The organism is Mesorhizobium sp. WSM4845 (assembly GCF_055811455.1).
Map to the genome: position 1 here is coordinate 87,848 of NZ_JBVVQA010000018.1, position 26,132 is coordinate 113,979.

Here is a 26,132-nt window from a genome sequence, read left to right on the forward strand (position 1 = left end):
GCATGAAGATCGGAGTCGTGGTGGTCGTTACCGCGCCTCCCCGGCGATGGCGTCCTGCGCGGCAGCCTGTTCGCAATAACCGGCCTTGGCATCAAGGGCGTTGCGGAACCACGCTTCGCCGGATGACGGCGGCTGCAAAAGGGGATAGAGGCGAATAAAGAAAACGAGCGCTCGCTCGATTTCTAGACGATGGCGGCCACCTCGCTTCGCTGAAAGTTTGTCCATGAACTTCGACATTCCAGCCCGCACCGAAGATTACCGCGTCCGCATTGCCGACTTCGTCGAGCGTGACATCCTGCCGCTCGAGGCCGACAAGACGTCCTATGACGCACATGGAAATATCGCCTTGCCGCTGCTGGAGACGCTTCGCGCCAAGGCGCGGATGGCGGGCCTGTGGTGCCTGCAGCTCAAGCCCGCATCCGGCGGCGCCGGTCTCGGCAAGATCGACATGGCGGTCTGCTACGAGGAGATGAACCGGTCGATCTTCGGACCCGTGGTGTTCAATTCGGCAGCGCCCGATGATGGCAACATGATGGTGCTCGAGGCGCTCGGCACGCCGGCGCAGCAGGAAAAATGGCTAAAGCCGATTGTCGAGGGCAAGGTGCGCTCGGCCTTTGCCATGACCGAACCGCACCCCGGCGGCGGCTCGGACCCTTCGATGATCATGACGCGTGCTGAACGGCGCGGCGACAAATACGTGGTGACCGGCCGCAAATGGTTCATCACCGGCGCCGAGGAGGCCAGCCATTTCATTCTGATCGCGCGAACCTCGGACGATCCGCGCCATGGTCTGTCGGCTCTGATGTTCCACAAGGACCAGCCGGGCTGGCGCATCATGCGCCGCATAGAGATCATGGGCCCGGAGGAGCATGGCGGGCATTGCGAGCTCGAATTCGATGGGCTCGAAATCCCTGTCGAAGACATGTTGGTTGGCGAGGGCAGGGGCATGAAGGTGACGCAGGTGCGGCTCGGCCCGGCGCGGCTTACCCACTGCATGCGCTGGCTTGGATTGTCCAAGCGTTGCGTCGAGATCGCGCGCGCCTACGCTGCCGAGCGCTATGGTTTCGGCCAGCGCCTCGCCGACCGCGAAAGCGTCCAGCTGAAGCTCGGCGACCTCGCCATGCGCATCGAGATCGGCCGCATCCTGGTGATGAAGGCTGCGTGGGAGCTGGACCGCGGCGGCTTTGCCCGCAAAGAAGTATCGATGGCCAAGGTCCAGGTCGCCAATGTGCTGCATGACGCGGCCGATGTGGCGATCCAGATCAATGGCGCGCGAGGCTATTCGAAGGACACGGTGCTCGAATGGATCTACCGCTATGCGCGCCAGGCGCGGTTGGTCGATGGCGCCGATGAGGTCCACAAGATGGTGCTGAACCGTTTCCTCAACGAGGAGGAGAAGGGCTTCTGGCGCTGGACCGTCGAAGGCGAGGCATAGCGGACGCGGGGCGGCATCTCAGGAGGAGAAGATGCCGTTGAATGCTGATTTCGATCCTGCGGCATTGAAGGGCTTTCTCGCGAACCGCTTCGGCGATGCCGCAATGGCGCTCGGGCGGATCGGCGGCGGGCAGTCCAACCCGACCTATTTCGTCGACTATGGTGCGCATCGCATGGTGCTGCGCAAGAAGCCGGCCGGGCCGATCCTGCGTGGGGCGCATGCCATCGATCGAGAATTCCGCGTGCTTGAAGCACTCGCACCGACCAACGTTCCGGTGCCAGGGCCGGTGCTCTTTCACGACGGTGTCGAGCCGCTCGGTACGCCCTTCTACCTGATGGAGCGGCTGGATGGTCGTGTCTTTCACGACTGTTCGCTGCCTGGCCTCGTCCCCGCGGAGCGATGCGCCATCTATTTCGGCATGGCCGAAGCGATGGCCAAACTGCATGCTGTCCGTCCCGACGAGGTCGGTCTCGGCGATTACGGCCGGCCCGGCGACTATTTCGAGCGCCAGATTGGCCGCTGGACCCGGCAGCTCAGGGAATCGCCGAGTGACAGAATTCCGGCACTCGAAGCCGTCGCCGACTGGTTGCCGCAGCATATGCCCGCTGATGATGGACGCGTGTCGATCGCCCATGGCGACTTCCGCCTCGGAAATCTGCTGTTCCATCCCGGCAGGCCGGAGGTGATCGGCATTCTCGATTGGGAGCTGTCGACGATCGGCCATCCGCTCGCCGATGTCGGCTTTTGCTCGATGACCTGGCATTCGACGCCAGACGAATATGGCGGCATCCTCGGCCTCGATCATGCCGCCCTCGGCATCCCCAGCCAGCGCGAATTCCTCGACCATTATTTCGCCCATGCCGTGCCCACTGCGCCCCTGCAACGGTTCCACCTGGTTTTTTCGCTGTTCCGTTTCGCGGTGATCTTCGTCGGCATCGCCGACCGGGCGCGGGCAGGCAGCGCGGCGTCGGCCGATGCTGCCAGCAAGTCGCCGCTCGCCGGTCGCTTTGCCGCACGTGCTCAAGAGATCATCCAAGGGACAAGACCGTGGAGCGGCTCCTGACGGGAGCATTCGCGCCTGGCCCTTTCCCCGCGGCGTCAGCAATCCAGTCTGAGAGGCTTTGCGAAAAACTTCGCGGCACGATGAGTTCGCACGCGGTATCGCCGGTGCGCAGGAACAGCACGGGCACATGGTGCAAGGATGTCAGCACGGCGCGGCCCGGGGCGGCCGCCGGCGCGCACCAGTCGACCGCGATGCATCTGGAGAGCACTCCTGCGATGTCCGCCCCGGTCATTCTGAAACGCACGCGACCCTCGCCGAGAGAAACCGAACAGCCGAGATCCGGGTCGACTGCAAGCGAAGATGCTTGCGCGCCGTCGTCGAGAGCCAGCCACAAGCGGCGAGGCGCGACGCGGATGACGAGAAAACCTTTGTGACGGACCGTCTCTCCGACCGAGGCGGGAAGTTTCGTGCCGAGTGATGCCGAAAGGTTCGATTCGAATTGCGCCAGCGTGCCGTCCCAGCCCTCGATCTGGATGAGTGGGCAATCGACCACGGACAGGCTGAAATCCGGGCTAGCCATGCAGTCGCTCCCCCTGCGGATCGAGGAATACCGGCGAGACGATGCGGGCACGGACCGTTTCGGCTTTCATCGGATAGACTGCCACGACCTCGCTTCCTTCGCTGGCGACATCGCCGGCAAGCAGGGCCAGCCCGACATAGTGGCCGCGTTCGGGGCTGAAGGTGACGGAGGTGACGCGCCCGCGCCCGTGGCCATAAGGTTTCTCGCCCGGCAGAAACAGGATGGCGCCACCGCGAAGGCGTTTTCCCTCCTCGATGCATTCCAGTCCGACCAGGCGTTGGCGGTCGGGCGACTGGAAGGCGGGGCGCCGTCGCAGCACGTCGCCGACGAAGCCGGTACGCTTGCCCGCCATGCGGCCGAGGCCAAGATCGTCGAGCGTCGTGCGCCCATCGATTTCAGGTCCGGCGACATGGCCCTTTTCGACGCGCAGCGCGCCGAGCGCCTCGACGCCGTAAGGTTTCAGGTCGAGCGGCCTGCCTGCTTCGAGCAGGCGGCTCCAAAGCTGTTCACCGGCAGTTGCGCCGACATAGATTTCGTAGGCGCGCTCGCCGGAATAACTGAGGCGCAGGATGCGGAGCGCACGACCCTGCCATTCGCTTTCGAGCAATCCCATATGGGCAAGCGCTGCATCGGAAACGTCGAGAGCGGGAAACGCGGCACTCAGAATTGCGCGGCTTTTCGGTCCGGCAACCGACATCGCCGCCCATTCATCGCTCACCGAGGTCACGGCGACGCGCAAATCCGGCCAGGCCGTATCGAGCAGGAATTCAAGACGCGACAGCACGTCGGCGGCCTTGGCGGTCGAGGTGGTCATGAAGAACCGGTTCTCGGCCAGCCGCGTCGTGGTGCCGTCGTCGAAGACGATGCCGTCGTCGCGCAGCATGACGCCGTAGCGCGCACGGCCAACCGGCAGTTTGGCAAAGCCGTTGGCGTAGATGCGATCGAGGAAAATCGCGGCATCCGGGCCCTGGACGTCGATCTTGCCGAGAGTGGAGATGTCCATCAGGCCAGCGGCCTGGCGCACACTCCGCATTTCGGCGACATAGGCTTCGTTCACGTCGCGCCCGGATTGCCTGTAGAAATAGGGCCGCATCCAGAGCCCGACCTCCAGCATCTCGGCGCCGTTCGCCATATGCCAGTCGTGCATCGGCGTGCGGCGGATCGGCTTGAAATGATGGCCGATGGCGCGTCCGGCAAGCGCACCGATGGCAACCGGCGTATAGGGCGGTCGAAAGGTCGTGGCGCCGGTCTCGGGGATGGTTGCGTTGCGCAGCGCCGCCATCGCGGCAAGCGCCGCAAAATTGCTGGTCTTGCCCTGGTCGGTGCCCATGCCAAGCGTGGTGTAGCGCTTCAGGTGCTCGACCGATTGATAGCCCTCGCGATGGGCGAGTTCGATATCCCCGGTCGTCACGTCCATCTGGAAATCGACGAAGGCCTTTCCACGGCCGAGAGAAGGGATTTCGCGAAACGAGGCCGTGGCGGTCTCGCTGAGATCGAGTTTCGACGGAGCGGGCACCGGCGCCGACTTGCCGCAGAACGATGCTGCCGCGGTGCCGGCGCGATGACCGTTCTCGATGACATCGGCGGTCGAAAAAATTCCCATCATCGAGCCGGCGCCGAACCGGTCCGCCGGAAACGCGGCCGGCACGAAGCCGCCAATGTCGTCGCGATATCCAGGTTTGACGCCCAGGTGCGAGGTGAGATGCACGGTTGGCGACCAGCCGCCGGACACGCAGACCAGGTCGCATGCGGCCTCGGACTGGCCGTCCGCTCCGCTCAGCGTTGCACGCCTGACGGCATGGCCGCCGCGCACGTCGACGATGCGCGTTGCGGCTCGCACCGCTACGCCGAGCCGTTTTGCTTCTGCGGCAAGCGCCGTGGACGGCGCTGCACGCAGATCGGCAACCGTCACCTCTGCGCCGCCTGCGGCATAGTCGAAGGCGGTGCGCCAGGCGCCGTCATTGCTGGTGGCGACGACTATTTTCTTGCCGGGCAGGACGGCGAAACGGTTGAGGTAGGTCCGGGCGGCCGACGCAAGCATCACGCCGGGTCGGTCGTTGTTCGAGAATACCATTGGTCGCTCGATGGCGCCGGTGGCGAAAACGATCGAGCGGGCGCGAAGCATGGTCAATGTCTGCAGCACTTCGCCGGCCGGCCGCGGACTGGCTGGGTCGCGTTGCCCGACCAGTCCGATGACATTGCCGTCATAGATGCCGAAGACGGTCGTCCGCTTCATCAGGGCGACGGTTTTGAAGCCGTCCAGTTTGGCCTCGGCCTGTCTCAGCCATGCGGCCGCAGCGCTGTCGGAAGCTTCCGCCAGAAGCTGGCCGCCGAGCAGGAAATCCTGCTCGATCAGCGCCACCTGCGCGCCGGCCGCTGCGGCAGCACGCGCCGCCGACAATCCCGCTGGGCCGCCGCCGATGATTGCGACATCGGCAAAGGCATGCCTGATGTCGTAGCGGTCGGGGTCGGAGTCGGTGCCGGCTCTGCCGAGCCCGGCCCTCTTGCGGATGAAGTGCTCGTAGAACATCCAGGCGCGGCGCGTCGGGCCCATGAAGGTCTTGTAGTAGAAGCCGGCCGAAAGGAACGGCGCCAGCAGGCCGTTGGTGCTTTGCACATCAAAGGCAAGCGACGGCCAGCGGTTCTGGCTTTCAGCGATTAGGCCGTCTCCGAGTTCCAGCGTCGTTGCCGGCAGGTTCGGCTGGCGCCTGCCTGCGGTTGCGAGCGTGACCAGCGCGTTCGGTTCCTCGGGTCCGGCGGAAAAAATGCCGCGCGGACGATGATATTTGAAGCTGCGCCCGACCAGGGTGACGCCGTTGGCGAGCAGCGCGGAGGCAAGCGTGTCGCCGCGATATCCAGCCAGTTCGCGGCCGTCGAAGGTAAACTCGACCGGCTGCTCGCGGTCGATACGGCCACCCATCGACAACCGCTTGTGGTTCGAACTCATGCCGGCGATTTCCTGGCGGGTGATTTCCTGGCCGACAATTTCCTGGCCAGCTCGACCGATGCAATGGCGTGGTTGCGCGTGTCGCGTTCGACCACCAGCCATTGGCGGCAGCCGGTCACGTGCTGCCAGAACTCGCGGTGCAGGCCCGCCGGATTTTTCCTGACATAGACGTAACGGTACCAGGCCTCGGGATCGGGATCGTCGTGCGCCGGACGCGTGACGGAAGCGTCGCCGCTGTAGCGGAACTCGTCATGGTCGCGCGGACCGCAGCAGGGGCATTCGATGCGCAGCATTGTCTTGCGCCTCCTATTGCAGCCAGGCTGAGGGGCCGGCGCCGGCCTCGTCGAGCGTGTAGCCGGTGCGGAAACGATCGAGCCCATAGGCTGCGATCAACGGATGCGGCTTGCCGGTGGCGATCGTGTGGGCGAAGCACCAGCCGGAAGCCGGCGTCGCCTTGAAGCCGCCATAGCACCAGCCGCCGTTGAGATAGAGGCCTTCGATCGGTGTCGGGCAGATGATCGGGCTGGCATCGGGCGTCATGTCCATGACGCCGCCCCAATGGCGCAGCAGTCGGATGCGCGAAATGCACGGCATCAGAGCGATCGCCGCCTCCGCCACTTCGCGCACGACGCCCAGATTGCCGCGCTGGGCGTAGGAATTGTAGCCGTCGAGATTGCCGCCGAAGACCAGCCCGCCCTTGTCCGACTGGCTGACGTAGAAATGATCGGCGCCATAGGCGACAACATGGTCCACCAACGGCTTCAGCGGTTCGGTGACAAAGGCCTGCAGGACGTGGCTTTCGATCGGCAGTTCCAGGCCGGCCTTGGCGCCGAGCACGGATGTATGACCGGCAACAGCGAGGCCGACCTTGCCGGCGCCGATCCGGCCTTTCGTCGTTTCGACGCCGACGATCCTGTCGCCGTCGCGGAGGAAGCCTGTCACCTCGCAGTTCTGGATAATGTCGACGCCATGGCCGTCGGCGGCGCGCGCATAGCCCCAGGCGACCGCATCGTGGCGCGCCGTGCCCGCCCGGCCCTGGAAGATGGCGCCATGGATCGGGAAGCGGGCGGTGTCGGAAAAATCGAGATAGGGCACGAGACGGCGCACCGCGTCGCGGTTGAGGATATCGGCATCGATGCCGTTCAGCCGCATGATGTTGGCGCGGTGGCTGAAGCCGTCGAGCTGGTCGGCGGAATGCACGGTGACGAACTGGCCGCGCTGCGAGAACATGACGTTGAAATTCAGCGCCCGCGACATGTTCTCCCAGAGTTTCATCGAGAATTCGTAGAACTGGGTGTTGCCGTCGAGCAGGTAGTTGGAGCGGATGACGGTGGTGTTGCGGCCGATATTGCCGCCGCCGACATAGCCCTTTTCGAGCACCGCGACGTTGCGGATGCCGTGGTTCTCGGCGAGGTAGAAGGCGGTAGCGAGGCCGTGTCCACCGCCGCCGATGACGATCACGTCGTAGGACGGTTTTGGCTCCGCTGCCCGCCAGGCGCGCTGCCAGTTCTTCTGGCCAGACAGCGCGTTGCGGAAAATCGAAAATGCCGAGTAGCGCACCATTCCTGCGGGCCTAGCGAACGATCGGGCCGGCCGGCGTGCGGGTAAGCACTTCGGCGCCCGCATCGGTCAGAAGTACGGTGTTGGAGACGAAGTCATTGCCGCGACCGGTGCCCATCAGCCACGACAGGATGTGGAAGCTCATCCCGGTCTCGATTTCGAGATCGGAATCGTGCCTCAAGCCGGTCACCGAATTGCCGCCGGTCCATGATGGCGGCTGTCCGGCGCCGACCATATAGCCGCAGTGATGGCGGCGATAATAGGAAAGACCGGCCTCGTCGGCGACGGTCTGCCAGGCGGCGTAGACGTCGCGCGCCCTTGCGCCGGGCTTGAGTGCCTCGACGACGGCATCGAACGCCCTGGCGGTCACCTCCGCCATCGCGGCGTCTTCGTCGCTGATATGGCCGATGCGAACGAGCCGGCCGAGCGGCGCGTGATAACGCGAGATGCAGCCGGACAGTTCGATGAAGACCGGCTCGCCCTTGCGGTAGATCCCGTCGCCCCAGGTCGTATGCTCTTCGCCCAGGCGCGCGGCCGGGCGGATGAACGGGCCGAAGCCCGGAGCATGACCGCCGGCGCGGATCATCGCCGCAACGCACTGGGCTGCGACCTCCTGTTCGGAGACACCGTCCGAGATCGCGGCGATCGCGGCGCCGGCGGCGGCGTCGGTCACTTGTGCCGCCTGACGCATCAGTGCCTGTTCCTCGGCGCTCTTCACTCGCCGCATCCTGTCGACCAGCCCGGAAACATCGCTCCATCTGGCATCGGCCTGCGTCTGGAGTGCGACGGCAAGCCCATGGCTGAGGCCAGCCGTCCAGTATTCGAGGCCGATCCGCTTGCCGGACAGGCTGAGCTCGGCAAGCACCCGCGCGGCAAGGTCGGCCGCCGTTTCGCTGTCGGAATGGCCGCGGAATTCCGCTGCCGTCACCTGTTTCTCGATCGTCACCCTTTCCATCGAGCGGGTGACCAGGACAGGTTTCCCTTCGAGCGGGACGATCAGCAGGTGAGGGGCAAAATATCCCCAGTGATCGAGCCCGGTGAGGTAGAAGACGTTCTCCGGCGAAGCAAAGACCGTCGCGTCGAGCTCGCGCTCGGCCAGCGCCGTGCGGACCCTGACAAGGCGGCCGGCGATTTCGGCTTCGGAAAACGGATTACGGTCCATCAGGCGTCCTCGTGCTGGTTACCGGTTTCGTTGCCGGCATGATCTTTCGTCAGTGACCGGCTTCCAGTCCCCATGCTCAGTCGATGACGATGAGTTCGCGCGCCACGTCGCAGAGGCGTTCGCCGCCGCGATCCGTGACGACGAAGGATTCCGAGATGGCGATGCCGAAATCGTCGAGCCAAACGCCGGCCATGAAATGGAAGCACATACCGGACTGCATCTTGGTGGTGTCGCCGGGACGAAGACTTGCGGTGCGTTCGCCCCAATCGGGCGGGTAGGCGAGCCCGACCGGATAGCCGACGCGGCTCTCCTTCTTCAGCCCGTTCTTCCTCAACACTGCCTGCCAGGCGGCTTCCACCTCTTCGGCGGTGTAGCCGGGGCGGGCCATCTCAAGGCCGGCGTCGACGCCCTCGACGATCGCCTTGGCCATGTCGACGAGGACTTGCGGCGGCTTGCCGAAATGCACGGTCCGCGTCAGCGCCGCATGATAGCGCCGCCGCACCCCGGCGATCTCCAGAATGGCGAGGCCGCTGTCCGGCAGCGGCGCGTCGGACCAGGTCAGATGCGGCGTGCTGGTGCCCTCGCCGACGGGCATCAGCGGACAGATCGCGGCATAGTCGCCGCCCGCTCCGGGCACGCCCGTGATCTGTGCGTGATAGATTTCCGCAATGACATGGTTCTGCGGCACGCCGGGCCGCATTTTTTCTATGGCGCGTTTCATGGCGTGTGTGCAGATCGCACCGGCCTCGCGGATCAGCACCAGCTCGGCTTCGGATTTGATCAGCCGCGCCCAGTTGACGAGATCGTGGTTGTTGGCGAAGTGCGCGTCAGGCAGCCCGCTGACGAGATGGGCATGGCAGCGCGCGGTGTAATAATGCGCGTCCATCTCGACGCCGATGCGGGCGTTTCCCCAGCCACGCGACCGGATCAGCTGGGCGAGTTCGTCATAGGGGTGTTCGACGGGCTGCTGCACCAGCCGTTCCGAGAACGGCACGATGTTCTTCTCCGGCAGGCCGGTGGTCAGGCGTGCGCTCCTGGCGTCCTGCGCCCTGCCGAACCAGATCGGCCGGTCTTCCCTGAGATGGACGAGCACGCATTGCGGAACATAGAACGACCATCCGTCATAGCCGGTCAGCCAGCACATATTAGCTGGGTCCTGACAGATGATGAGGTCGAAGCCGGCCTTCTCCATGCGTGACTTCACGCCGGCCAGGCGCTGCGCACACTCCGCTTGCGTTAAAGTCCCGAAACCGCTCGCGCTCGCCACCGAAATCCCGCCTGCCAGTACGCTGGTTTTTTCTTAGATTGTGCACAACTGGCAATAATGTGTGGTCTGATTACGAATTATTACCAGATTTCTGTAGTTTTTATATCTTAGCTTGCACAATGTCTAGGGCAGTTGTATACGTCTTGACAGGCAGGTGTCGACCTCGAAGAAGGCCGCGCCCGGGAATATCAGTCAGTTGTTCAATGGGAGAAAAGCATGTTCAAATCATCGATATCGCGCCGGATGGTCGTGAAAGCCGCCGCCTGCCTCGCGCTTGCCGCGACATCATTCACGGCGCTGCCCGCTTATGCGGAAACCACCCTCGAACAGGCCAAGAAGGACGGCTATATCCGCGTCGGCTTTGCCAACGAGGCGCCGTTCGGTTACGCCACGCCTGACGGCAAGCTGACCGGCGAAGCGCCGGAAGTTGCCAAGGCGGTACTCGCCAAGATGGGTATCGCGCAGGTTGACGGCGTGCTGACCGAGTTCGGCTCGCTTATCCCAGGTCTCAAGGCCGGCCGCTTCGATATCATCGCCGCCGGCATGTTCATCAATCCGAAGCGCTGCGCCGAGATCAATTTCTCCGAGCCGTCCTACGGCATCGGTCAGGCCATGCTGGTGGCAAAAGGCAATCCGAAGGGCGTGAAGGACTTTTCCAGCATCAAGGAAAACCCGGATCTCAAGCTCGCCGTGATGGCCGGCGCCGTCGAGGGCGGCTATGCCAAGGACGCTGGTGTCGCCGCCGGGCAGATCGTTGCCTTGCCCGACCAGTCCAGTCTGGTCGCCGCCGTCCAGTCGGGCCGTGCCGACGCTGCCGCGCTAACCGCTCTTTCGATCGCCGACATGGCCAAGAAGGCCGACGGCGTCGAATCGACCAAGCCGTTCGGCGAGGTTGCCGGCAAGTCGGTGAAAGGCCATGGCGGCTTCGGCTTCCGCAAGGAAGATACCGACCTGCAGGAGGCGTTCAACGCCGAGCTGAAGACGTTCCTCGGTTCGCCGGAGCACATCGCGCTGGTCGAGCCGCTCGGCTTCGGCAAGGACTACCTGCCCAACAAGACCACCGCGGAGCTTTGCGCGGGCAAATAGGTTCCCAACTGCTGGCGGCGCGAAAGCGCTGCCCCTTTTTCCTGGGGGAATCCGCATGGGAATCCGTACGCTCGTTGCCATGCTGGTCGTCGCGCTTGTCGTGATCGGTGCCTTGGCAACGCAGGAATCTTACAAAGTGTTTATGCCGGGGCTGCTGCAAGGCGCGGTCCTGACGATCGAGATCGCTGTCCTCGGCAGCCTGCTGGCAATCGTCATGGGCGTGCTGGCGGCGCTGGCAAGGATGTATGGCCCGGCGCCGCTCAAATGGCTGGCCACGGTCTATGTCGAGATCTTCCGCGGCACCTCGGCGCTGGTGCAATTGTTTTGGCTGTTTTTCGTGCTGCCGCAATTCGGTGTCACGCTCAACGCATTTCTGGTTGCTGTCCTGGCGCTCGGCCTGAACGTTGGTGCTTACGGATCGGAAGTCGTGCGCGGCGCGATCCAGTCCGTCGCCCGCGGACAGTGGGAGGCGTCTACCGCATTGAACATGAGCCGCCCCCAGATGCTGCGCCGGATCATCCTGCCGCAGGCTTTCGTCGCCATGATCCCGCCTTGGGGCAATCTGTTCATCGAGCTTTTGAAATCGACAGCGCTGGTCTCGCTGATCACGCTCTCGGACCTCGCCTTCAAGGCGCAGCAAATGAACCAGAACACGTTCAAGACCATTCCGATCTTCACCCTCGTCCTGCTGATGTACCTGGCAATGTCGCTGGTCGTGACCATCGGCATGCGGCTTCTCGAAAGGCGGGCTTCGCTCGGATTGGCGCGGGGGAAGGCAGCATGATCTGGGACTGGGCATTTGCTTTTGAAATCCTGCCAGTGCTCGCCAGCGCTGCCATCGTTTCCATCGAGGCGACGCTGATCGGGTTTGCGCTTGCCGCCTCGCTTGGCCTGGTGCTGGCGGTGGTCCGCATCGCCGTGCCGTGGACCGGCTGGACGATTTCGGTGCTGGTCGAACTGATCCGGTCGACCCCGTTGCTGATCCAGATATTCTTTCTCTATTTCGTCTTTCCGAAATTCGGTGTCGTGCTCGACGCCTTCACCGCCGGGGTGCTTGCCATCGGTATCCACTACGCTGCCTATTGTTCCGAGGTCTATCGCGCCGGTTTCGACAACATCCATCGCGGCCAGTGGGAAGCCTCGGTCGCCCTCAATCTGTCAGCCTGGACGACGTTCCGCGACATCATCATTCCGCAGGCGATTCCGCCGATCGTTCCGGCGCTCGGCAACTATCTGGTTGCCTTGTTCAAGGAGACGCCATTGCTTTCCGCAATCGCCGTGCTGGAGCTGATGCAGACCGCCAAGATCATCGGCTCCGAAACCTTCCGCTACACTGAGCCGATGACGCTGGTCGGCCTGTTCTTCCTTGCCATGAGCCTGGTTTCTGCCGCGCTCATTCGCTCCCTCGAAGGCTTGCTCAACCGGAGGACCATGCGATGACGGAACAACCGATGGTCCGCTTCGACAATGTTTCGAAACGCTACGGCGCGCTGACCGTTCTCGACGGGCTCAATCTGGACATAGCACGCGGCGAGAAGGTTTCTATCATCGGGCCGTCCGGCTCCGGCAAGACCACGGTGCTGCGCATGCTGATGACGCTGGAGACGATCAATGACGGCGTCATCTGGGTCGAAGGCGAGCCGCTCACCCACATGAAGAGGAACGGCAAGCTTGTTCCCGCCGATCTCGCGCACATCCGCAAGATCCGCGCCAAGATCGGCATGGTGTTCCAGTCGTTCAACCTGTTCCCGCACATGACGGCGATGCAGAACTGCATCGAGGCGCCGATAACCGTGCTCGGCATGAAGCGGGCCGATGCCGAGGCGCGTGCGGCCGAGCTGCTCGACATGGTCGGCCTGTCGGAGAAGAAGGACCACTATCCCTCGCAGCTTTCCGGCGGCCAGCAGCAGCGTGTCGCCATCGCCCGCGCTTGCGCCATGCGGCCCAAGATCATGCTGTTCGACGAGGTGACCTCGGCACTCGACCCCGAACTCGTCGGCGAGGTGCTTGAAGTCATCCGAAAACTCGGCAGGGAACATGACCTCACCATGCTGATGGTCACCCACCAGATGGGATTTGCCAAGGAATTCTCCGATCGCGTCTGCTTTTTCCATGCCGGCAAGATCTGCGAGCAGGGGCCGCCAAACGAGTTGTTCGGCGCCCCCAAGAACGAGCGGACGCGGCAGTTCCTGCACGCTGTCCTGGAGGCTGGATGACGCTTGAGACGGATGCCGCGCCCCTGGCCGCGACCGCCGCGCCGCCGCGCCCGCTCTCGGCGCGGGAGCGGTTCGAGCGTATCTACCGGATATTGCGCGACCGCATCTGCCTGCTCGACTATGCGCCCGGCAGCCATCTCTCCGAGGAAGAGCTTGCCCAGGAATTCCAGATCAGCCGCACGCCGGTTCGCCGTGTCCTGGCGCGCCTCGAATCCGAGGGTCTGGTTCAATCCGTCCATGGCGTCGGCACGATCGTCACCGACGTCGACATCGAGGAATTGCAGCAGGTCTATCACTTGCGCCTGGAGCTGGCGCTCCTCGTCGGCAAGCTTTCGCCGATCCCGCGCACGGCGGACGACCTCGACCGGATAAGGGCACTCATCGCGCGCTGCGATTCCGATGTGCTCAATCCCGACCAGCGCGCTTTCCTGCGCCTCAACATGGATTTTTTCTACGAGCTCACCGCGATGACCGGCAACCAGCCGCTGCGCGAGATCAGCGAGCGCCTGTATTTTCAGGTCGCGCGCGTCGTCCTGAAGATGATGCCGCAGTTGGGCCTGGTCGAGGAGTTCACTGCGTTCCGCCGCGAAATGGAAGAGGTGCTTGCCGCCGCCGAGATCGGCGACTGGGAGTCGATCGGGCACATCAGGCGAGCCCATATCTCGATGAGTTTTCGCCGCATGATGCGTCATGCAGGCGAGGCCAGCATGTCGGGTGGAACTCTGTAATTCACGTTTGACCTGGCGCACGCCCGGGTCACGACCGGTGGGCACCGCTTCGTCGGCCGGCGACCAGCTTCAGCCAGGGCGCAAAATGGAAGGCGCTCATCAGCAGGTACATCATTGCCATTTCGTTCAGCGGCCACGCATCTTGCGCAGCGCAGATCATGTCGGCATCACCGGTAACGGCCGTCAGCAGCGCCATGATTGCGAAGGTGGGCGCGGCCGCCAGCGATAGCCAGTCGGCCGCGCCACGGGCGGCGACTTCGTCGCTTGGGAAATCGGCAGATCCGCTGCCTTCGGGCGGCATCTTCTGGTCGGGGTGGAGTGTCATCGAGACGTCATCCCTTTTCGACACGGCGCGCTGGTTGTTGGTGCTGAGATAGATTAGGACCGGACATCGAAAGGTGAGAGTGACAAGTGTGACGGGATTCCGATGGACTCGCTGATCACCGCTGCGGCGCGCGCCCTTGCGACGGGTGATCCTCTTGGCGCTTTGAAGCGGGTCGCCCTGCGTGAGGATGCGCCTGCGCTTGCGCTGCGCGGCATCGCGATGGCGCAGCTCGGCGATCTCGTCCGAGCAAAGGCTCTTCTCAAAAGTGCTGCGCGCGCCTTCGGTCCGAGAGAGGCGGTGGCACGCGCGAGGTGCGTCGTCGCCGAAGCCGAGATCGCGCTCGTCTCGCGCGACCTCGGCTGGCCGGCGAAGGCACTCGACGCCGCGCGGTCGACGCTTGAAAAACACGGCGACCACGTCAATGCCGCGCATGCGCGCAATCTCGAAGCGCGGCGCCTGCTCCTGATCGGACGCCTCGATGAGGCGGAGGGCAGGCTGGCTGGCTTCGACCCGACAACGCTCCCACCCGCGTCGAGGGCCGCCCACGAGCTGGTGATTGCGGGGATCGCGATACGCCGCCTCCGCACCAAGGCGGCGCGCGCTGCGCTCGGGCGGGCCGCGCACGCGGCGGGCCAGGCGGACATTCCAGCGCTGACGGCCGAGGTTGAAGGCGCATCCCTGGTGATGAACACGCCCGCGGCGCGGCTGATCGCGCGCGGTGTGGAGCGCCCGCTCCTGCTCGAGGAGGTCGAAGCGCTGCTGGCGTCGGGGGCGCTCGTCGTCGACGCCTGCCGCAATGTCATGCGGGACGCCGGCATGATCGTCTCGCTCGCGACGCGCCCGGTCCTGTTCGCGCTTGCGCGCACGCTGGGCGAAGCCTGGCCCGCAGACGTGCCGCGGAGCACGCTCGTCGCACGCGCCTTCGGCGGCAAGCACGCCGATGAATCGCATCGCGCCCGGTTGCGGGTCGAAGTCGGTCGGCTTCGGGTGGAGTTGCGGTCACTGGCGGATGTGAGCGCGACCAAGCGAGGCTTTGCGCTTAAGCCGCGCCGCCCACGCGATGTCGTGGTGCTGGCGCCGCCCGCCGACGAGCCGCATGCAGCGGTGCTCGCCTTCCTCGCCGACGGCGAGTCGTGGTCGAGCTCGGCGCTCGCAATTGCGCTCGGAGCCAGCTCGCGCACCGTGCAGCGCTCGCTCGAGCAGCTTGCGGCAGCAGGCAAGGTGCAGTCGTTCGGCCGCGGGCGAGCGCGCCGCTGGATGACCCCGCCGGTGCCGGGATTCCCGACAATCTTGTTACTCCCCGGCTCACTGTCGGGTTACTAGTGTCGTGGACAAGTCAACAGATCTGAGCCTGGAGGAGAAGCATGAAACGATCTGCAGCCGAAGTCCTCCGCGAATATGGACCCTTTCCGGGTGTCGACCAGGTGGCTGGGGTTACATTCGACGGTCAGCACGTCTGGTTTGCGTCAGGAGACAGACTGAACGCCCTGGATCCTGCGAGCGGCAAGGTGGTGCGCGCGATCGATGTCGCCGCGCACGCAGGAACGGCCTTCGACGGCCAGCACCTGTTCCAGATCGCCGAAGATCGCATTCAGAAGATCGATCCCAACACTGGCCGCGTACTCGCCACGATTCCGGCGCCAGGTGGCGGCGGCGACTCCGGACTCGCCTGGGCCGAAGGCTCACTTTGGGTGGGGCAGAATCGCGGTCGCAAAATCCATCAGATCGACCCCCATACAGGGGCAGTTCTTCGCACAATCGATTCCAACCGTATCGTCACAGGGGTCACCTGGATCGACGGCGAACTCTGGCACGGCACCTGGGAAGGTGACGAGAGCGACGTCAGGCGGATAGATCCTGAAACCGGAAAGGTCCTGGAGAAGCTTGATATGCCGCCTGGAACAGGCGTGTCGGGGCTCGAGTCCGATGGTGGCGATCAGTTCTTCTGCGGCGGTGGAAACAGCCGCAAGGTGAGAGCCATCCGCCGACCCAGGCGAGGCTCCAAAACCCCGGTCGACCCGACGAGCAAGTAACCGAAGCGGCCCTCGCGGGCGCGCTTTCCGCTTTGACGAACCGTCCGCCGGGAGCGGTCATCAATGCGGCGGACCGGATCGCTGGAGCCCTTAAGCGCTGTTGGGCTTGTCGCGGCGCTCGACGATGTAGATGTGGTCGGCAACCAGGACCACATCGCCATGCTGGTTGATCACCTCGCAGCGCTCGATGACGCGACCCGACTCCGGCCGCTTTGGGTCGTCTTGCTTGGCCGAGATGGTGGTGCGGGTCTTGATCGTATCGCCGATGAACACCGGCTTGATGAAGCGCAACCTGTCATAGCCATAGGAGAACGCGACAGGGTTGATGACGCTTGCCGTCAGTCCGACGCCGACCGAGAAGACCAGCGTGCCATGGGCGATGCGCTGGCCGAACGGCGTCGTCTTCATGAACTCGGCGTCCATGTGGTGAGGGAAGAAATCGCCGGTATGGCCGGCATGCACGACGAAGTCGGTCTCGGTGATGGTGCGCCCGCTGGTCATACGCGACGAGCCGATCTGGTAATCCTCGAAATAGACAGTCTGCTCCATGTCAGGGCCTCGCCGCGATCGGTGTTGCCGGCGCCGCGCTCGATTGGTAGGCAGCTTCGACCAGCGCCATTGTGCTCCAGGCGTCCTCGACGGAACTGACAAGCTCGGCGTCTTCGCCTGATGCGTGGCGTTGGACATTGGCCATGCGGCCGACAAAGGCGTCCGGAAACCATTCGCCGACGAGCGGCACCGTGACCCAGTCTGAGCCGCCCTTCGGATAGATTTCAAGGATATCGGGCTCGCCGCGCGGATAGTCGAGGTTGAGCCCGAGCTTGAGATAGGCGGCGCCCTCGGTTCCGCAGATGCGGAACTCGCAGGCCTGGTGTTTTCGGCCAAATTTATGATCATGATTGATCGACAGCGCACAGCGCACTGTGTCGCCATAGTCGAGGATCGCGCTGGTGCGGGTTTGCGCGACCTTATGGTCGGGATGACCGAGCGTCTTGGCGTGAATCCCCCTGGGATCGCCGAGCAATTGCCGGATCAGGTCGAGATAATGGATCGAGTGCATGGCGATCTCGACGCGCGGCGCCTTCAGCAGGAATTCCCACAGCTGCCAGGGTGTCGCCAGCGCCAGCCAGGCGTCGAAGTCGACGACGTCGCCCAGCCAGCCCCTGGCGATCGCATCCCTGAGAGCCAGCATCATCGGTGCGAAGCGAAGCTGGAAATTCACAGCCGCTTTCAGGTTTTTGGCGCGGCAGGTTTCGAGGATCTCGCTCGCCTCGCTGAGGTCGCTGCCCATCGGCTTCTGGATCAGCGCTACGGCGCCGTCGGGCAACGCCCTGAGCACGCCGGCATGATGAGCCGGCGGCGTCGCCAGGTCGAAGATGACGCCGTCGATTGAAGTAGCCTCCTCGATCGACCGGTAAGCGGTGACGCCCCAGTTGGCCGCGAGTTTTTCCGCCTTGGCGTGGTCTGGATCGAAAAGCCCGGCGACCGGAAAGCCGGCTTTCCCATAGGCCGGGAAATGCGCGTCGCCGACGATCGAGCCGGCGCCGAAAATCACGATCGGCCGCGGCTTCGATGGCTTCGCCCAGGACTGGGAGAGCGAGGCTGGGTCGAAAACGCCATCAGTCATGATGGAAGACTTCGTCCATCGATGCCCACCATTCGCCCTCCTTGCGGGTCGGCAGCGGCTCCTGGCAAGGCATGCACAGCGCCCACCATTCCTGCGTCTTGGGATCGGCGGCCATCTTCGCCATGTCGGCGGCATAGTCGGTGCCGTGGTACTCGAAAGTGCTGAACAAGAGGTGCTCCGGCTCCTTGAGGTAGATCGAATAGTTCCTGATGTTGCAGGCGGAAATCATCGCCAGCACGTCGGACCAGACGGCTGCGTGAAGCCGCACATATTCGGCGATCTTTTCCGGCTTGAGGCCGAGCACCATTGCCATCCGCTGCATGTCCGGCTCCTGTTCACTATGGTCGTTATGAATGCCGCGATGTGTTGCGTTGCACCGGCGGTGATCTGCCCACTATTTACATACAAACAAATAATTTACACAATCACCAAGCCGATGGTCCTTTCGGATGCTGACCACGGGGAGTGACTATGGCGGAGGACGAGGACGATGACCGCTATCGCGCGCCGGCGCTCGACAAGGGTCTCGACATCCTTGAGCTTCTGGCCGGCGTCGATGGCGGCCTGACCCAGGCGGAAATCGCCAAAAAGCTCGACCGCAGCCCCAACGAGTTCTACCGCATGCTGGACCGGCTGGTGCGGCGCGGCTACGTCACGCGGCCGGATGGCGACCGTTACTCGCTGACGCTCAAGCTGTTTGGCCTGGCGCATCTGCACGCGCCGGTGCGGCGGCTGGTTTCCTATGCGACGCCGCTGATGCGCGAGCTTGCGGAGGCCTCGCAGCAGTCAAACCAGCTTGTCGTCTTCGACCGCGGTTCTGCGGTGGTGATCGCCCAGCAGGAGGCGCCGGACTATTGGGGCATCTCGATACGCGTCGGCGCGCATGTCAGCCTGTTCGACACCGGCTCCGGACATGTGCTGCTAGCGTTCCGCTCGTCGGAAGAGCGGCGGATGATGATCTCCGAACATCTGCGCAGCACCCACAAGCCGCCTCAATCGCCGGACTTCTTTGCCCGTCTCGACCAGATCCGACAACGCGGCTATGAAATGATGGCATCGATGCAGACCGCCGGTGTATTCAACCTGTCGGCGCCTGTGCTTGGCTCGGACAGCAGGGCGATCGCCGCGCTGTCGATCCCCTACGTAACTCTGGTCAACGCACCCAAGGCGCCCGATATCACCAGGACGATAGAACTGTTGCTGGCCGCGACTGAAAAGCTATCGCAACTGGCGGGTGCCGCGGCCAGGCAGACGAAACAGAGTCTTGTTTGAACGAAGAATTTCCCCCTGAGATGATCGGGAAATGCAGAGGAGCGCCGTTATGATCTTCGATACCCATCTGCACCTGATCGACCAGTCAGCGCTGCGCTATCCCTGGCTCTCCGGCGTGCCGGCGCTAAACCGCGATTTCTCCTACGACGAATATGCAGCCCAGGCTCGCCGCGCCGGCATAGAGGGCGCGTTGCACATGGAGGTCGATGTCGATCCAGCGGATATCGAGGCTGAGACCAGTCACGTAAAGGCGCTGTCACACCAGAACGACAGCTTGCTGAGGGGAGTGATCGCCTCCTGCCGTCCGGAAGAGCCGGGCTTTGCCGCCTATCTCGAGCGCCAGCGCGCCGATCCTTTCATCAAGGGTTTTCGCCGTGTGCTCCACGTCGTGCCGGACGAACTTTCGGAAGGCGCGCTGTTTCGCGAAAACATCAAGCGGCTTGCCGGCACCAAACTGACCTTCGACCTCGTCGTCCTGCCGCATCAGATCCGCAAGGCGATTGCGCTTGCCGATCTCGCGCCGAACGTGCAGTTCGTGCTCGACCATTGCGGCGTGCCCGACATCAAGGGCAGCAGTGAGCATCCCTGGCGCGAGCATATGGCGGAGATCGCGCGGCGGCCGAACGTCGTCGGCAAAATTTCCGGTGTGGTCGCCTATGCGGACGCTGGATCCTGGACTGTCGAAACGCTGCGTTCCTATGTCGAGCACACCATCCAATGCTTTGGCTGGGACCGGGTCGTGTGGGGCAGCGACTGGCCGGTCTGCACGCTTGGCGGCGGACTAGCCACCTGGATTGCGGCGACGCATGCGCTGCTTGGCGGAGCAAGCATCGATGAACGGCAAAAGCTGCTCTCCGCCAATGCGAAGCGGCTGTGGAATTTGTGAGAAGTTAGCGAACACCGCCTCAGCTCAGCGCCGAGTGCCGGAGACTCTCCACAAACAGGCGGTTGAGATCGGCGACGACGCGGCCGGCATCGTACCTTTCGGTCAGGCCGAGATTGATGCGATCGGAGGCCGCCTGCTGGAAGGCCATGTAGCCATCGTGGCGTGGCCTGACCCAGCCGCTCTCGAGCGTGGCGCGGGTGTCCTTGTAGAAATTGCCGGCGGCTGCGTTGACGGCGGCATCGTCCCAGGCTGCGGCATGGCCGGGCTGGCCGCCGGCCGACGCATAGGGGCCGCGCTGCACCTCGCCGCTGGCGATCCAGTAGGCAAAGTCGACGGCCTCTTGCGTGGCCTTCGAAAAGGCCGACACGGCAATGCCGGTTCCGCCGAGCGCCGACCCGACTACACCGGCGTCGCCGGCAGGCGGAATGTCGGCGAAGGCAAGGCGGCTGCTGCGGAATCCGGCGATGGCATAGGAAACGTAGCCGTAGATCAGCGGCGCGCAGGCGATCCGCGTGCCGGAGCTGGCCATCTCCTCCAGGACGCCGATCGGGTCCATGCCAAGGCAGGTCGGATCGACGAGAGCCGCGATCTCGCGCATCATCTCGAAAACGCGGCCGCCGATGTCAGGGTTTATGTGGTCGCCAGGCTCTTCGACGGCGGGCCTGCCGAGATTGCCGGCAAGCGTGTAGAACACCATCAGCGAATGCGGCGGCCTGAGCGGCAGCAACACGCGGCCTTGCCGCGCCAGGTCGAGCACCTCGGACCAGTTCGCCGGCGCGGCGGAAAGCATGTCCGGCCGCCACGCCTGCACCTGGCTGGCCGTGTCGATCGGAAACGCCCACTGCCGGCCTTGCCAGTTGTAGCTAGGATAGGACTGGCCGACGCTGCCTGCCGCCAGTGCCGCGCGTTCCTCTTCACGCCCCACAACGTCGAGCGGCGCCAGACAAGTCTCGGCGGTGATCTGGCCGACATGCGGATGATCGATGACGATCAAATCGTAGGCACGGGCCAGGTCCTCGACCGGAAACGATTCGAAATCCTGCAGCGAGCGCTTGTCCCATTCGATGGTGACGCCGGTCTGCTGCTTCCACAGTCCCGAACAGGCGACCATCGGGTCGTAACCGCGCGGATGGCTCCAGGTCATGCCTTTGAGCGTCACGTCGCTCACAGCCCGAATTCTTCGCGGATCTTTGCGCTGTGCTCGCCGATGCGCGGCGCCGCCCGCTCGACCTTGGCGCGGACGCCATCGACCCGCAGCGGCGAACGCGTAGTGAGGATCGAGACGTCGTCCTCGCGCGTCACGGTCTGCAGCATGTCGAGCACCTGAAAACCTTCGCTGGCCATCATTTCCGGCCAGCTCAGCACCTTGGCGCACCAGATGTCGGCGGGCTCGAGGATGGCAAGCCATTCGTCGACGGCTTTCGTCGCGATTTTTTGCGCAATGATCGCCTTGATCTCGTCGCGGGCGGTGAACCAGGTCGACGGCTGATCGCGAAAGGGCGCAAGCTGTTCGAGTTCCAAAAGGTCGGCCAGCTCCGGGATCGGCGTCATCGCGATCGCCAGATAGCCGTCCTTGGCCGGATAGACCCCGTAAGGCGCCGACAGATAGGCATGGGCGCTGCGGAAGGCCGATCGTCGCGGCACGCGGCGTCCGTCGTTGAGATGCGTGGTCAGCACCTCGAACTGGAAGTCGACCAGCGCTTCGAGCAGGCTGGTCTCGACATGGCTGCCGGTGCCGGTCACGCCGCGCCGCACCAGTGCGGCAAGGATGCCTTGCGCGGCGGCGGCGCCCGCCAGCATGTCGGCGATCGCCAGGCCGAACGGCACCGGACCCTGGTCCTCGTCGCCGTTCAGCCACATCACGCCGGAACGCGCCTGCGCCAGCAGATCCTGCCCGGGGCGCTTGACCCAGGGGCCTTCTTCGCCATAGCCGCTGATCGAGGCATAGACCAGGCGTGGATTGATCTTGCGCACCGCCTCGTAGTCAAGGCCAAGGCGCTCGATGACGCCGGGCCGGAAATTCTGGATCAGCACGTCGGCCTTGGCCAGCAGGCTGCGCAGCGCCGCCAGATCGGCCTCTTCCTTGAGGTCGATGGCAAAGCTTTCCTTGGCCCGGTTGATGGCGTGGAAGATGGTGGAATCGCCGCCGATCTCGGTGTCACTGAGATAGAGCCGGCGCGACAGGTCACCGCCATCCGGTCGCTCGATCTTGATGACGCGGGCTCCGAGGTCGAGCAGCCGCAGCGAGCAGTAGGGCCCTGACAGGAACTGGCTCATGTCGACGACGACGAGCCCGGTCAGCGGCAATTCGGCAATGGCAGCCATCGCCTATGTCTCCGTCTTGCCGGCGAAATCGGCCGGAATCCGGCACTTCACCGTCTGCAGGGGCTCGCAATAAAGCACGAGTTCTCCTTCACCCTTGAAGACTTCATAGTTGGCGCGGATCAGCCCCATCTCCTTGTATTGGGTTTCGTGTCGAGATTGGATCGCACGATCGGTTCCCTGCGTCGATCTTCTCTAGTGAATAGCATTTTCACATATGGGATTGTGTTTCAAGCGTGAACAAGCGAAATTTGCCGCGATCCGCTGCGGCTGGATGCCGGCGGAACAGGGGAGGATTTGATGAACGACGCCTGTCTGGTCTTCGTCGGCAGCCTCAACCGCGAGGCACCTTATTTTCAGGGCGCGCGCGGCGTTGGACTCAGTGTCTACAGTTTCGACGAGGAGACGCTGGAGACGAGGAAACTGGCCGAGACGGGTGACGTCGACAATCCGACCTTCCTGTCGGTGACGCCGGACGGGTCACATGTCTATGCCAACTCCGAAGTGTTCACCTGGCGCGAAGGCGTGGTCTCGGCCTACCATTTCGACAGGCAAACCGCCGCGCTCTCCTACATCAATAAGCAGCCGACGCTTGGCAGCATCACGGCGCACAACACCGTCACGCGCGACGGGACGAAGCTCCTGGTCGCCAATTACGGCATGGGCGAAGGCGGCCCCGATCGCTCGCTCGTCGTCTACGGATTGCGCCACGATGGCGGCCTGACCGCGCCGTTGTCGAGCGTCGCCCATAGCGGAACTGGTCCCGACGCAGTTCGTCAGGAACGTCCCCATGCCCACAGCGTCACCGAGACGATTGCCGGTGGCGTGACGATGGTCGCCGATCTCGGCATCGATCGGCTTGTCTCGTACCGCATCGGGCCCGACGGCGGCCTGACCAGACTGGCGGAGTCGGCGCTTGCGCCCGGCGCTGGGCCACGTCACGTGGCGCTGCATCCGGGCGGGCGCTTCGTATTCGTCATGAACGAACTGGATTCGACGGTCGTCTCGCTTGCGCTGGACGAAGCGTCGGGCAGGCTCACCGAGATCGACACGAAGCCGGCCGTGCCGGCCGCGGCGCGCGACGGCAATCATTGCGCCGACATCCAGATATCGCCCGACGGCCGCTTCCTCTATGGCTCCAACCGCGGCCATGACAGTGTCGTGGTGTTTTCCGTCGACCAGCAGACGGGCACGCTTGCGCTGGTCGACCATGCGCCGTGCGGGGGCGCTACGCCGCGCAATCTGGCACTGACGCCCTCAGGTCGCCATCTCTTCTCGGCCAACCAGAACGCCGACCGCATCTCGATTCTTGCACGCGATGCGGCCACGGGTCGGCTGGCCGACACCGGGCGGTTTATCGATATCGGCACGCCGATGTGCCTGAAGATCGTGCGTTGAAAGCCTTGGTCTCCTTCCAGCAGCGAGGGCGTGCACAGTCCTGTGATTTCGGCTGAGCCATCAGCGTGGTAGCTTGCAGCGTTCCGCTGCGGAGTCGCCATGCGTACCAAGCTCCTAGAAATCACCCTTGCTATGCTGCTGCTGGTTGGCGGCCTTCCAAACGGCCATGCGCAAGTGGCCGAGCGGCCGTCGCCTTCGGGCGGCGTTCTGTCGCTGCTCCCGCCGCCCCAGGTCTCAGATCATTCGATCGTGATCGCGGGACGCACGCTCAACTATCAGGCAAGGGCCGGCACGCTGTCGTTGCTATCCGGCAAGGGCGACGTCACCGCGGAAATCTTTCATGTCGCCTACACGCTGCGTCCCGAGCCAAGCCGGGAACCTGATCCCCGCCGCCCGATCACTTTCGTATTCAACGGTGGTCCCGGAGCGGCTTCCGCCTATCTGCATCTTGGCGCGCTTGGTCCACGCGTGATGGCGACAGCGGCCGATGGAAGTTTTCTCCCACCGCCGCAGCGGCTTTTGGACAACTCGAACACCTGGCTCGACATGACCGACCTGGTCTTTGTCGATCCCGTCGGAACCGGTTACAGCCGCGAAGCATCCGGCACCGAGGCACGCAGCTTCTGGGGCGTCAACCAGGACGCCGCCGCGATGGGCGCATTCATCCGGCTCTATCTGGCACAGGCGGGCCGCACGGCGTCGCCGGTGTTTCTTGCCGGCGAAAGCTATGGCGGGTTTCGGGCGGCACTGCTCGCCAAGACGCTTCAGGAAGATATCGGCGTCAGTCCTCGCGGCATCGTGCTCATCTCGCCGGCGCTCGAATTCACACTGGTGCGGCCCGACGAGTTCCAGCCGCTTCACTGGGCGCTTGAGCTGCCGTCGCTGGCGGCGGTGCGCCTGCGCAGCGAAAGCGTCACCGGTTCCGAGTTGCAGGAGCGGTTGGCCGATGTCGAACGCTATGCGCTTGGCGACTATCTCGTCGCGCTTGCCAGCGGGCTCGAACAGGGCGGGCGTCTGGCGAGCCCGCGCGTTGCCGAAATCACCGGCCTGCCTCTCGAACTCGTGAAACGAAACTTTGCGCGCATTCCCACCTCGCTCTTCGCCAAGGAGTTTGCGCGGGCAAGGGGCAATGTTCTCAGCGTCTATGACGGCTCGATCGAAACGGCAGACGTTGCCCCGGAAAGTCCAAGGCCCAGCGGTCCTGATCCGGTGCTCGACCGAAGCGTGCCGGCGCTGACTTCCGCCTTTGTCAGCTATATCAGGGAGGAATTGAAATTCCGCACCGATCTAAGCTATCGGCTTCTCAACCGTGAAATCAGCGGCAATTGGGATTACGGGACGAGCGCGACGCGTCAGGGCTATACCGGCGTGATGGATGACCTTCGGCAGGCGCGCGCGCTAAATCCCAGCCTCGGCGTTTTGATCGTCAACGGCTACACCGACCTGGTGACGCCCTATCTGGCGTCACGCTACCTTGTCGGCCAGATTCCTTCGCTTCCCGGCGCAAAGCCTATCCGCCTCGAGCTGCTGGAAGGCGGCCACATGATGTATTTCAGGCCGGAGAGCCGGCGCGCGCTGAGAGAGGCCGCGTCCGAGCTTTACCAAGCGCCGAAATGAGCGCGTAAAAGAGACATATCCGCCTCGTCGCATGAGAGGCGGATGACGCAACACGAACCGGCGAGGCGAACAAGTCGATGACATCTCAGCCTGCGGAACTGACCTGGCTCAACCCGCCACCGCATCATGCCTTCGGCGACAGCACCGTGCATGTGCGAACCGGCAAGGAGACCGATTTCTGGCGCGAGACTTTTTATGACTTCTGGCGTGACAATGGCCACTTCCTCTACCGGCAGGTCGAGGGCGATTTCAGCGCCGAGGTCACCGTCAAGGGCGACTACAAGGTGCTCTATGATCAGGCCGGTCTGATGGTCCGGCTGAGCGAGACGCATTGGGTCAAGGCCGGCATCGAGTTCACCGACGGACTCGCCTATTTTTCCGTCGTCGTCACCAATGATGCCTCCGACTGGTCGCTGGTCAGCATCCCGGCCGCGCCGGACGGCGTCAGGATCCGGCTGACCCGCCATGCCGAGACAATCCGCGTTCAGTATCTCGATGCCTCCGACCATCGCTGGAAGCCGGTGCGGCTCGCCTACTTCCCGCCCTCGAAAACAGTCGATGTCGGCATGATGTGCTGTTCACCGCAACGTGAAGGTTTCGAAGTCACATTCAGCGATTTTTCAGTCGGCCCGGCGATCTCGAGGGAACTCCACGACTGACGCGTCCTG

The 26,132-nt window shown here is 63.9% G+C and carries 27 protein-coding genes and 1 pseudogene; 14 read left to right on the plus strand and 14 right to left on the minus strand.

Annotated elements, in window-relative coordinates; genetic code table 11:
- Window positions 1-27: 27 nt before the first annotated feature.
- Window positions 28-225, minus strand: a complete 198-nt coding sequence (locus AC0L2C_RS20635) for a hypothetical protein (RefSeq protein WP_419696070.1) — start codon at window positions 223-225, stop codon at window positions 28-30.
- On the opposite strand from AC0L2C_RS20635, the gene AC0L2C_RS20640 reads away from it, so the two are divergent.
- On the plus strand, window positions 224-1,435 hold the full coding sequence (locus AC0L2C_RS20640) for an acyl-CoA dehydrogenase family protein (protein ID WP_287245514.1): 1,212 nt from the start codon (window positions 224-226) through the stop codon (window positions 1,433-1,435). The two genes, AC0L2C_RS20635 and AC0L2C_RS20640, sit on opposite strands and share 2 nt — an antisense overlap.
- A 31-nt stretch (window positions 1,436-1,466) precedes the next feature.
- On the plus strand, window positions 1,467-2,498 hold the full coding sequence (locus AC0L2C_RS20645) for a phosphotransferase family protein (RefSeq protein WP_473524282.1): 1,032 nt from the start codon (window positions 1,467-1,469) through the stop codon (window positions 2,496-2,498).
- Here the strand turns inward: AC0L2C_RS20645 and AC0L2C_RS20650 are convergent.
- The 6 genes from AC0L2C_RS20650 to AC0L2C_RS20675 all read right to left on the minus strand — a co-directional run bounded on the left by AC0L2C_RS20650 (window position 2,464) and on the right by AC0L2C_RS20675 (window position 9,954).
- Entirely contained in the window at window positions 2,464-3,018 is a 555-nt protein-coding gene (locus AC0L2C_RS20650; RefSeq protein ID WP_473524283.1) for a sarcosine oxidase subunit gamma, read from the minus strand. The two genes, AC0L2C_RS20645 and AC0L2C_RS20650, sit on opposite strands and share 35 nt — an antisense overlap.
- Window positions 3,011-5,965 (minus strand): sarcosine oxidase subunit alpha family protein, encoded by a 2,955-nt coding sequence (locus AC0L2C_RS20655; RefSeq protein WP_473524284.1) that lies wholly within the window; start codon window positions 5,963-5,965, stop codon window positions 3,011-3,013. The genes AC0L2C_RS20650 and AC0L2C_RS20655 overlap by 8 nt, the downstream gene beginning before the upstream one ends.
- On the minus strand, window positions 5,962-6,258 hold the full coding sequence (locus AC0L2C_RS20660; RefSeq protein WP_473524285.1) for a sarcosine oxidase subunit delta: 297 nt from the start codon (window positions 6,256-6,258) through the stop codon (window positions 5,962-5,964). Before AC0L2C_RS20660 ends, AC0L2C_RS20655 begins: the two co-directional genes overlap by 4 nt.
- A gap of 13 nt (window positions 6,259-6,271) precedes the next feature.
- On the minus strand, window positions 6,272-7,528 hold the full coding sequence (locus tag AC0L2C_RS20665) for a sarcosine oxidase subunit beta family protein (RefSeq protein WP_473524286.1): 1,257 nt from the start codon (window positions 7,526-7,528) through the stop codon (window positions 6,272-6,274).
- 10 nt (window positions 7,529-7,538) lie between these two features.
- A complete protein-coding gene (locus AC0L2C_RS20670; RefSeq protein WP_473524287.1) occupies window positions 7,539-8,687 on the minus strand; it encodes a M24 family metallopeptidase in 1,149 nt (382 codons plus the stop codon).
- A gap of 76 nt (window positions 8,688-8,763) precedes the next feature.
- Window positions 8,764-9,954, minus strand: coding sequence for a M24 family metallopeptidase (locus AC0L2C_RS20675; RefSeq protein ID WP_473524288.1), 1,191 nt, complete (start codon window positions 9,952-9,954; stop codon window positions 8,764-8,766).
- A gap of 216 nt (window positions 9,955-10,170) precedes the next feature.
- Between AC0L2C_RS20675 and ehuB the strand changes: the two genes are divergently transcribed.
- The 5 genes from ehuB to AC0L2C_RS20700 are packed head-to-tail and all read left to right on the plus strand — an operon-like array spanning window position 10,171 to window position 13,984.
- Window positions 10,171-11,040 (plus strand): ectoine/hydroxyectoine ABC transporter substrate-binding protein EhuB, encoded by an 870-nt coding sequence (gene ehuB / locus AC0L2C_RS20680; RefSeq protein WP_023800462.1) that lies wholly within the window; start codon window positions 10,171-10,173, stop codon window positions 11,038-11,040.
- Window positions 11,041-11,095: 55 nt separating this feature from the next.
- Complete coding sequence (gene ehuC / locus AC0L2C_RS20685; RefSeq protein ID WP_128167546.1) at window positions 11,096-11,824, plus strand: ectoine/hydroxyectoine ABC transporter permease subunit EhuC; 729 nt, start codon at window positions 11,096-11,098, stop codon at window positions 11,822-11,824.
- Window positions 11,821-12,480, plus strand: coding sequence for an ectoine/hydroxyectoine ABC transporter permease subunit EhuD (gene ehuD, locus AC0L2C_RS20690; RefSeq protein WP_023800464.1), 660 nt, complete (start codon window positions 11,821-11,823; stop codon window positions 12,478-12,480). Before ehuC ends, ehuD begins: the two co-directional genes overlap by 4 nt.
- The gene (gene ehuA / locus AC0L2C_RS20695) at window positions 12,477-13,256 is read left to right on the plus strand and encodes an ectoine/hydroxyectoine ABC transporter ATP-binding protein EhuA (RefSeq protein WP_128167545.1); all 780 of its coding nucleotides are present in this window, start codon (window positions 12,477-12,479) and stop codon (window positions 13,254-13,256) included. The genes ehuD and ehuA overlap by 4 nt, the downstream gene beginning before the upstream one ends.
- On the plus strand, window positions 13,253-13,984 hold the full coding sequence (locus AC0L2C_RS20700) for a GntR family transcriptional regulator (RefSeq protein ID WP_287258641.1): 732 nt from the start codon (window positions 13,253-13,255) through the stop codon (window positions 13,982-13,984). Before ehuA ends, AC0L2C_RS20700 begins: the two co-directional genes overlap by 4 nt.
- Window positions 13,985-14,012: 28 nt before the next feature.
- On the opposite strand, the gene AC0L2C_RS20705 is transcribed toward AC0L2C_RS20700, so the two are convergent.
- Window positions 14,013-14,309: a hypothetical protein gene (locus AC0L2C_RS20705; protein WP_473524289.1), complete on the minus strand. Its 297-nt coding sequence runs from the start codon at window positions 14,307-14,309 to the stop codon at window positions 14,013-14,015.
- Between the two features lie 102 nt (window positions 14,310-14,411).
- Here AC0L2C_RS20705 and AC0L2C_RS20710 point away from each other — a divergent pair, with 102 nt between their 5' ends.
- Window positions 14,412-15,632, plus strand: coding sequence for a helix-turn-helix domain-containing protein (locus AC0L2C_RS20710; RefSeq protein ID WP_287232370.1), 1,221 nt, complete (start codon window positions 14,412-14,414; stop codon window positions 15,630-15,632).
- A 41-nt stretch (window positions 15,633-15,673) separates the two neighbouring features.
- A complete protein-coding gene (locus tag AC0L2C_RS20715; protein ID WP_473524290.1) occupies window positions 15,674-16,342 on the plus strand; it encodes a Vgb family protein in 669 nt (222 codons plus the stop codon).
- Between the two features lie 90 nt (window positions 16,343-16,432).
- Here the strand turns inward: AC0L2C_RS20715 and AC0L2C_RS20720 are convergent, their stop codons facing one another.
- Genes AC0L2C_RS20720 through AC0L2C_RS20730 form a run of 3 tightly spaced genes read right to left on the minus strand, consistent with a single transcriptional unit; the run spans window position 16,433 to window position 18,291 of the window.
- Window positions 16,433-16,891 (minus strand): MaoC/PaaZ C-terminal domain-containing protein, encoded by a 459-nt coding sequence (locus AC0L2C_RS20720; RefSeq protein ID WP_023800111.1) that lies wholly within the window; start codon window positions 16,889-16,891, stop codon window positions 16,433-16,435.
- A gap of 1 nt (window position 16,892) precedes the next feature.
- Window positions 16,893-17,969 (minus strand): Gfo/Idh/MocA family protein, encoded by a 1,077-nt coding sequence (locus tag AC0L2C_RS20725; RefSeq protein WP_473524291.1) that lies wholly within the window; start codon window positions 17,967-17,969, stop codon window positions 16,893-16,895.
- On the minus strand, window positions 17,962-18,291 hold the full coding sequence (locus tag AC0L2C_RS20730) for an L-rhamnose mutarotase (protein ID WP_473524292.1): 330 nt from the start codon (window positions 18,289-18,291) through the stop codon (window positions 17,962-17,964). The genes AC0L2C_RS20725 and AC0L2C_RS20730 overlap by 8 nt, the downstream gene beginning before the upstream one ends.
- A 149-nt stretch (window positions 18,292-18,440) precedes the next feature.
- Here AC0L2C_RS20730 and AC0L2C_RS20735 point away from each other — a divergent pair, with 149 nt between their 5' ends.
- Window positions 18,441-19,241: an IclR family transcriptional regulator gene (locus AC0L2C_RS20735; RefSeq protein WP_473524293.1), complete on the plus strand. Its 801-nt coding sequence runs from the start codon at window positions 18,441-18,443 to the stop codon at window positions 19,239-19,241.
- 49 nt (window positions 19,242-19,290) lie between these two features.
- Complete coding sequence (locus tag AC0L2C_RS20740) at window positions 19,291-20,127, plus strand: amidohydrolase family protein (RefSeq protein WP_473524294.1); 837 nt, start codon at window positions 19,291-19,293, stop codon at window positions 20,125-20,127.
- A gap of 19 nt (window positions 20,128-20,146) precedes the next feature.
- On the opposite strand, the gene AC0L2C_RS20745 is transcribed toward AC0L2C_RS20740, so the two are convergent.
- From AC0L2C_RS20745 to AC0L2C_RS20755, 3 genes and pseudogenes are all read right to left on the minus strand, one after another.
- Window positions 20,147-21,295 (minus strand): extracellular solute-binding protein, encoded by a 1,149-nt coding sequence (locus tag AC0L2C_RS20745; RefSeq protein WP_473524295.1) that lies wholly within the window; start codon window positions 21,293-21,295, stop codon window positions 20,147-20,149.
- Entirely contained in the window at window positions 21,292-22,452 is a 1,161-nt protein-coding gene (locus AC0L2C_RS20750) for a CaiB/BaiF CoA transferase family protein (RefSeq protein ID WP_473524296.1), read from the minus strand. Before AC0L2C_RS20750 ends, AC0L2C_RS20745 begins: the two co-directional genes overlap by 4 nt.
- A 3-nt stretch (window positions 22,453-22,455) precedes the next feature.
- Window positions 22,456-22,593, minus strand: a pseudogene (locus tag AC0L2C_RS20755) (amine oxidase); the annotation flags it as partial.
- A 156-nt stretch (window positions 22,594-22,749) separates the two neighbouring features.
- Here AC0L2C_RS20755 and AC0L2C_RS20760 point away from each other — a divergent pair.
- The 3 genes from AC0L2C_RS20760 to AC0L2C_RS20770 all read left to right on the plus strand — a co-directional run bounded on the left by AC0L2C_RS20760 (window position 22,750) and on the right by AC0L2C_RS20770 (window position 26,123).
- Entirely contained in the window at window positions 22,750-23,847 is a 1,098-nt protein-coding gene (locus AC0L2C_RS20760) for a lactonase family protein (RefSeq protein WP_473524297.1), read from the plus strand.
- 99 nt (window positions 23,848-23,946) lie between these two features.
- Window positions 23,947-25,464 (plus strand): S10 family peptidase, encoded by a 1,518-nt coding sequence (locus tag AC0L2C_RS20765; RefSeq protein WP_473524298.1) that lies wholly within the window; start codon window positions 23,947-23,949, stop codon window positions 25,462-25,464.
- Between the two features lie 77 nt (window positions 25,465-25,541).
- Window positions 25,542-26,123, plus strand: coding sequence for a DUF1349 domain-containing protein (locus AC0L2C_RS20770; RefSeq protein WP_473524299.1), 582 nt, complete (start codon window positions 25,542-25,544; stop codon window positions 26,121-26,123).
- Window positions 26,124-26,132 lie beyond the last annotated feature (9 nt).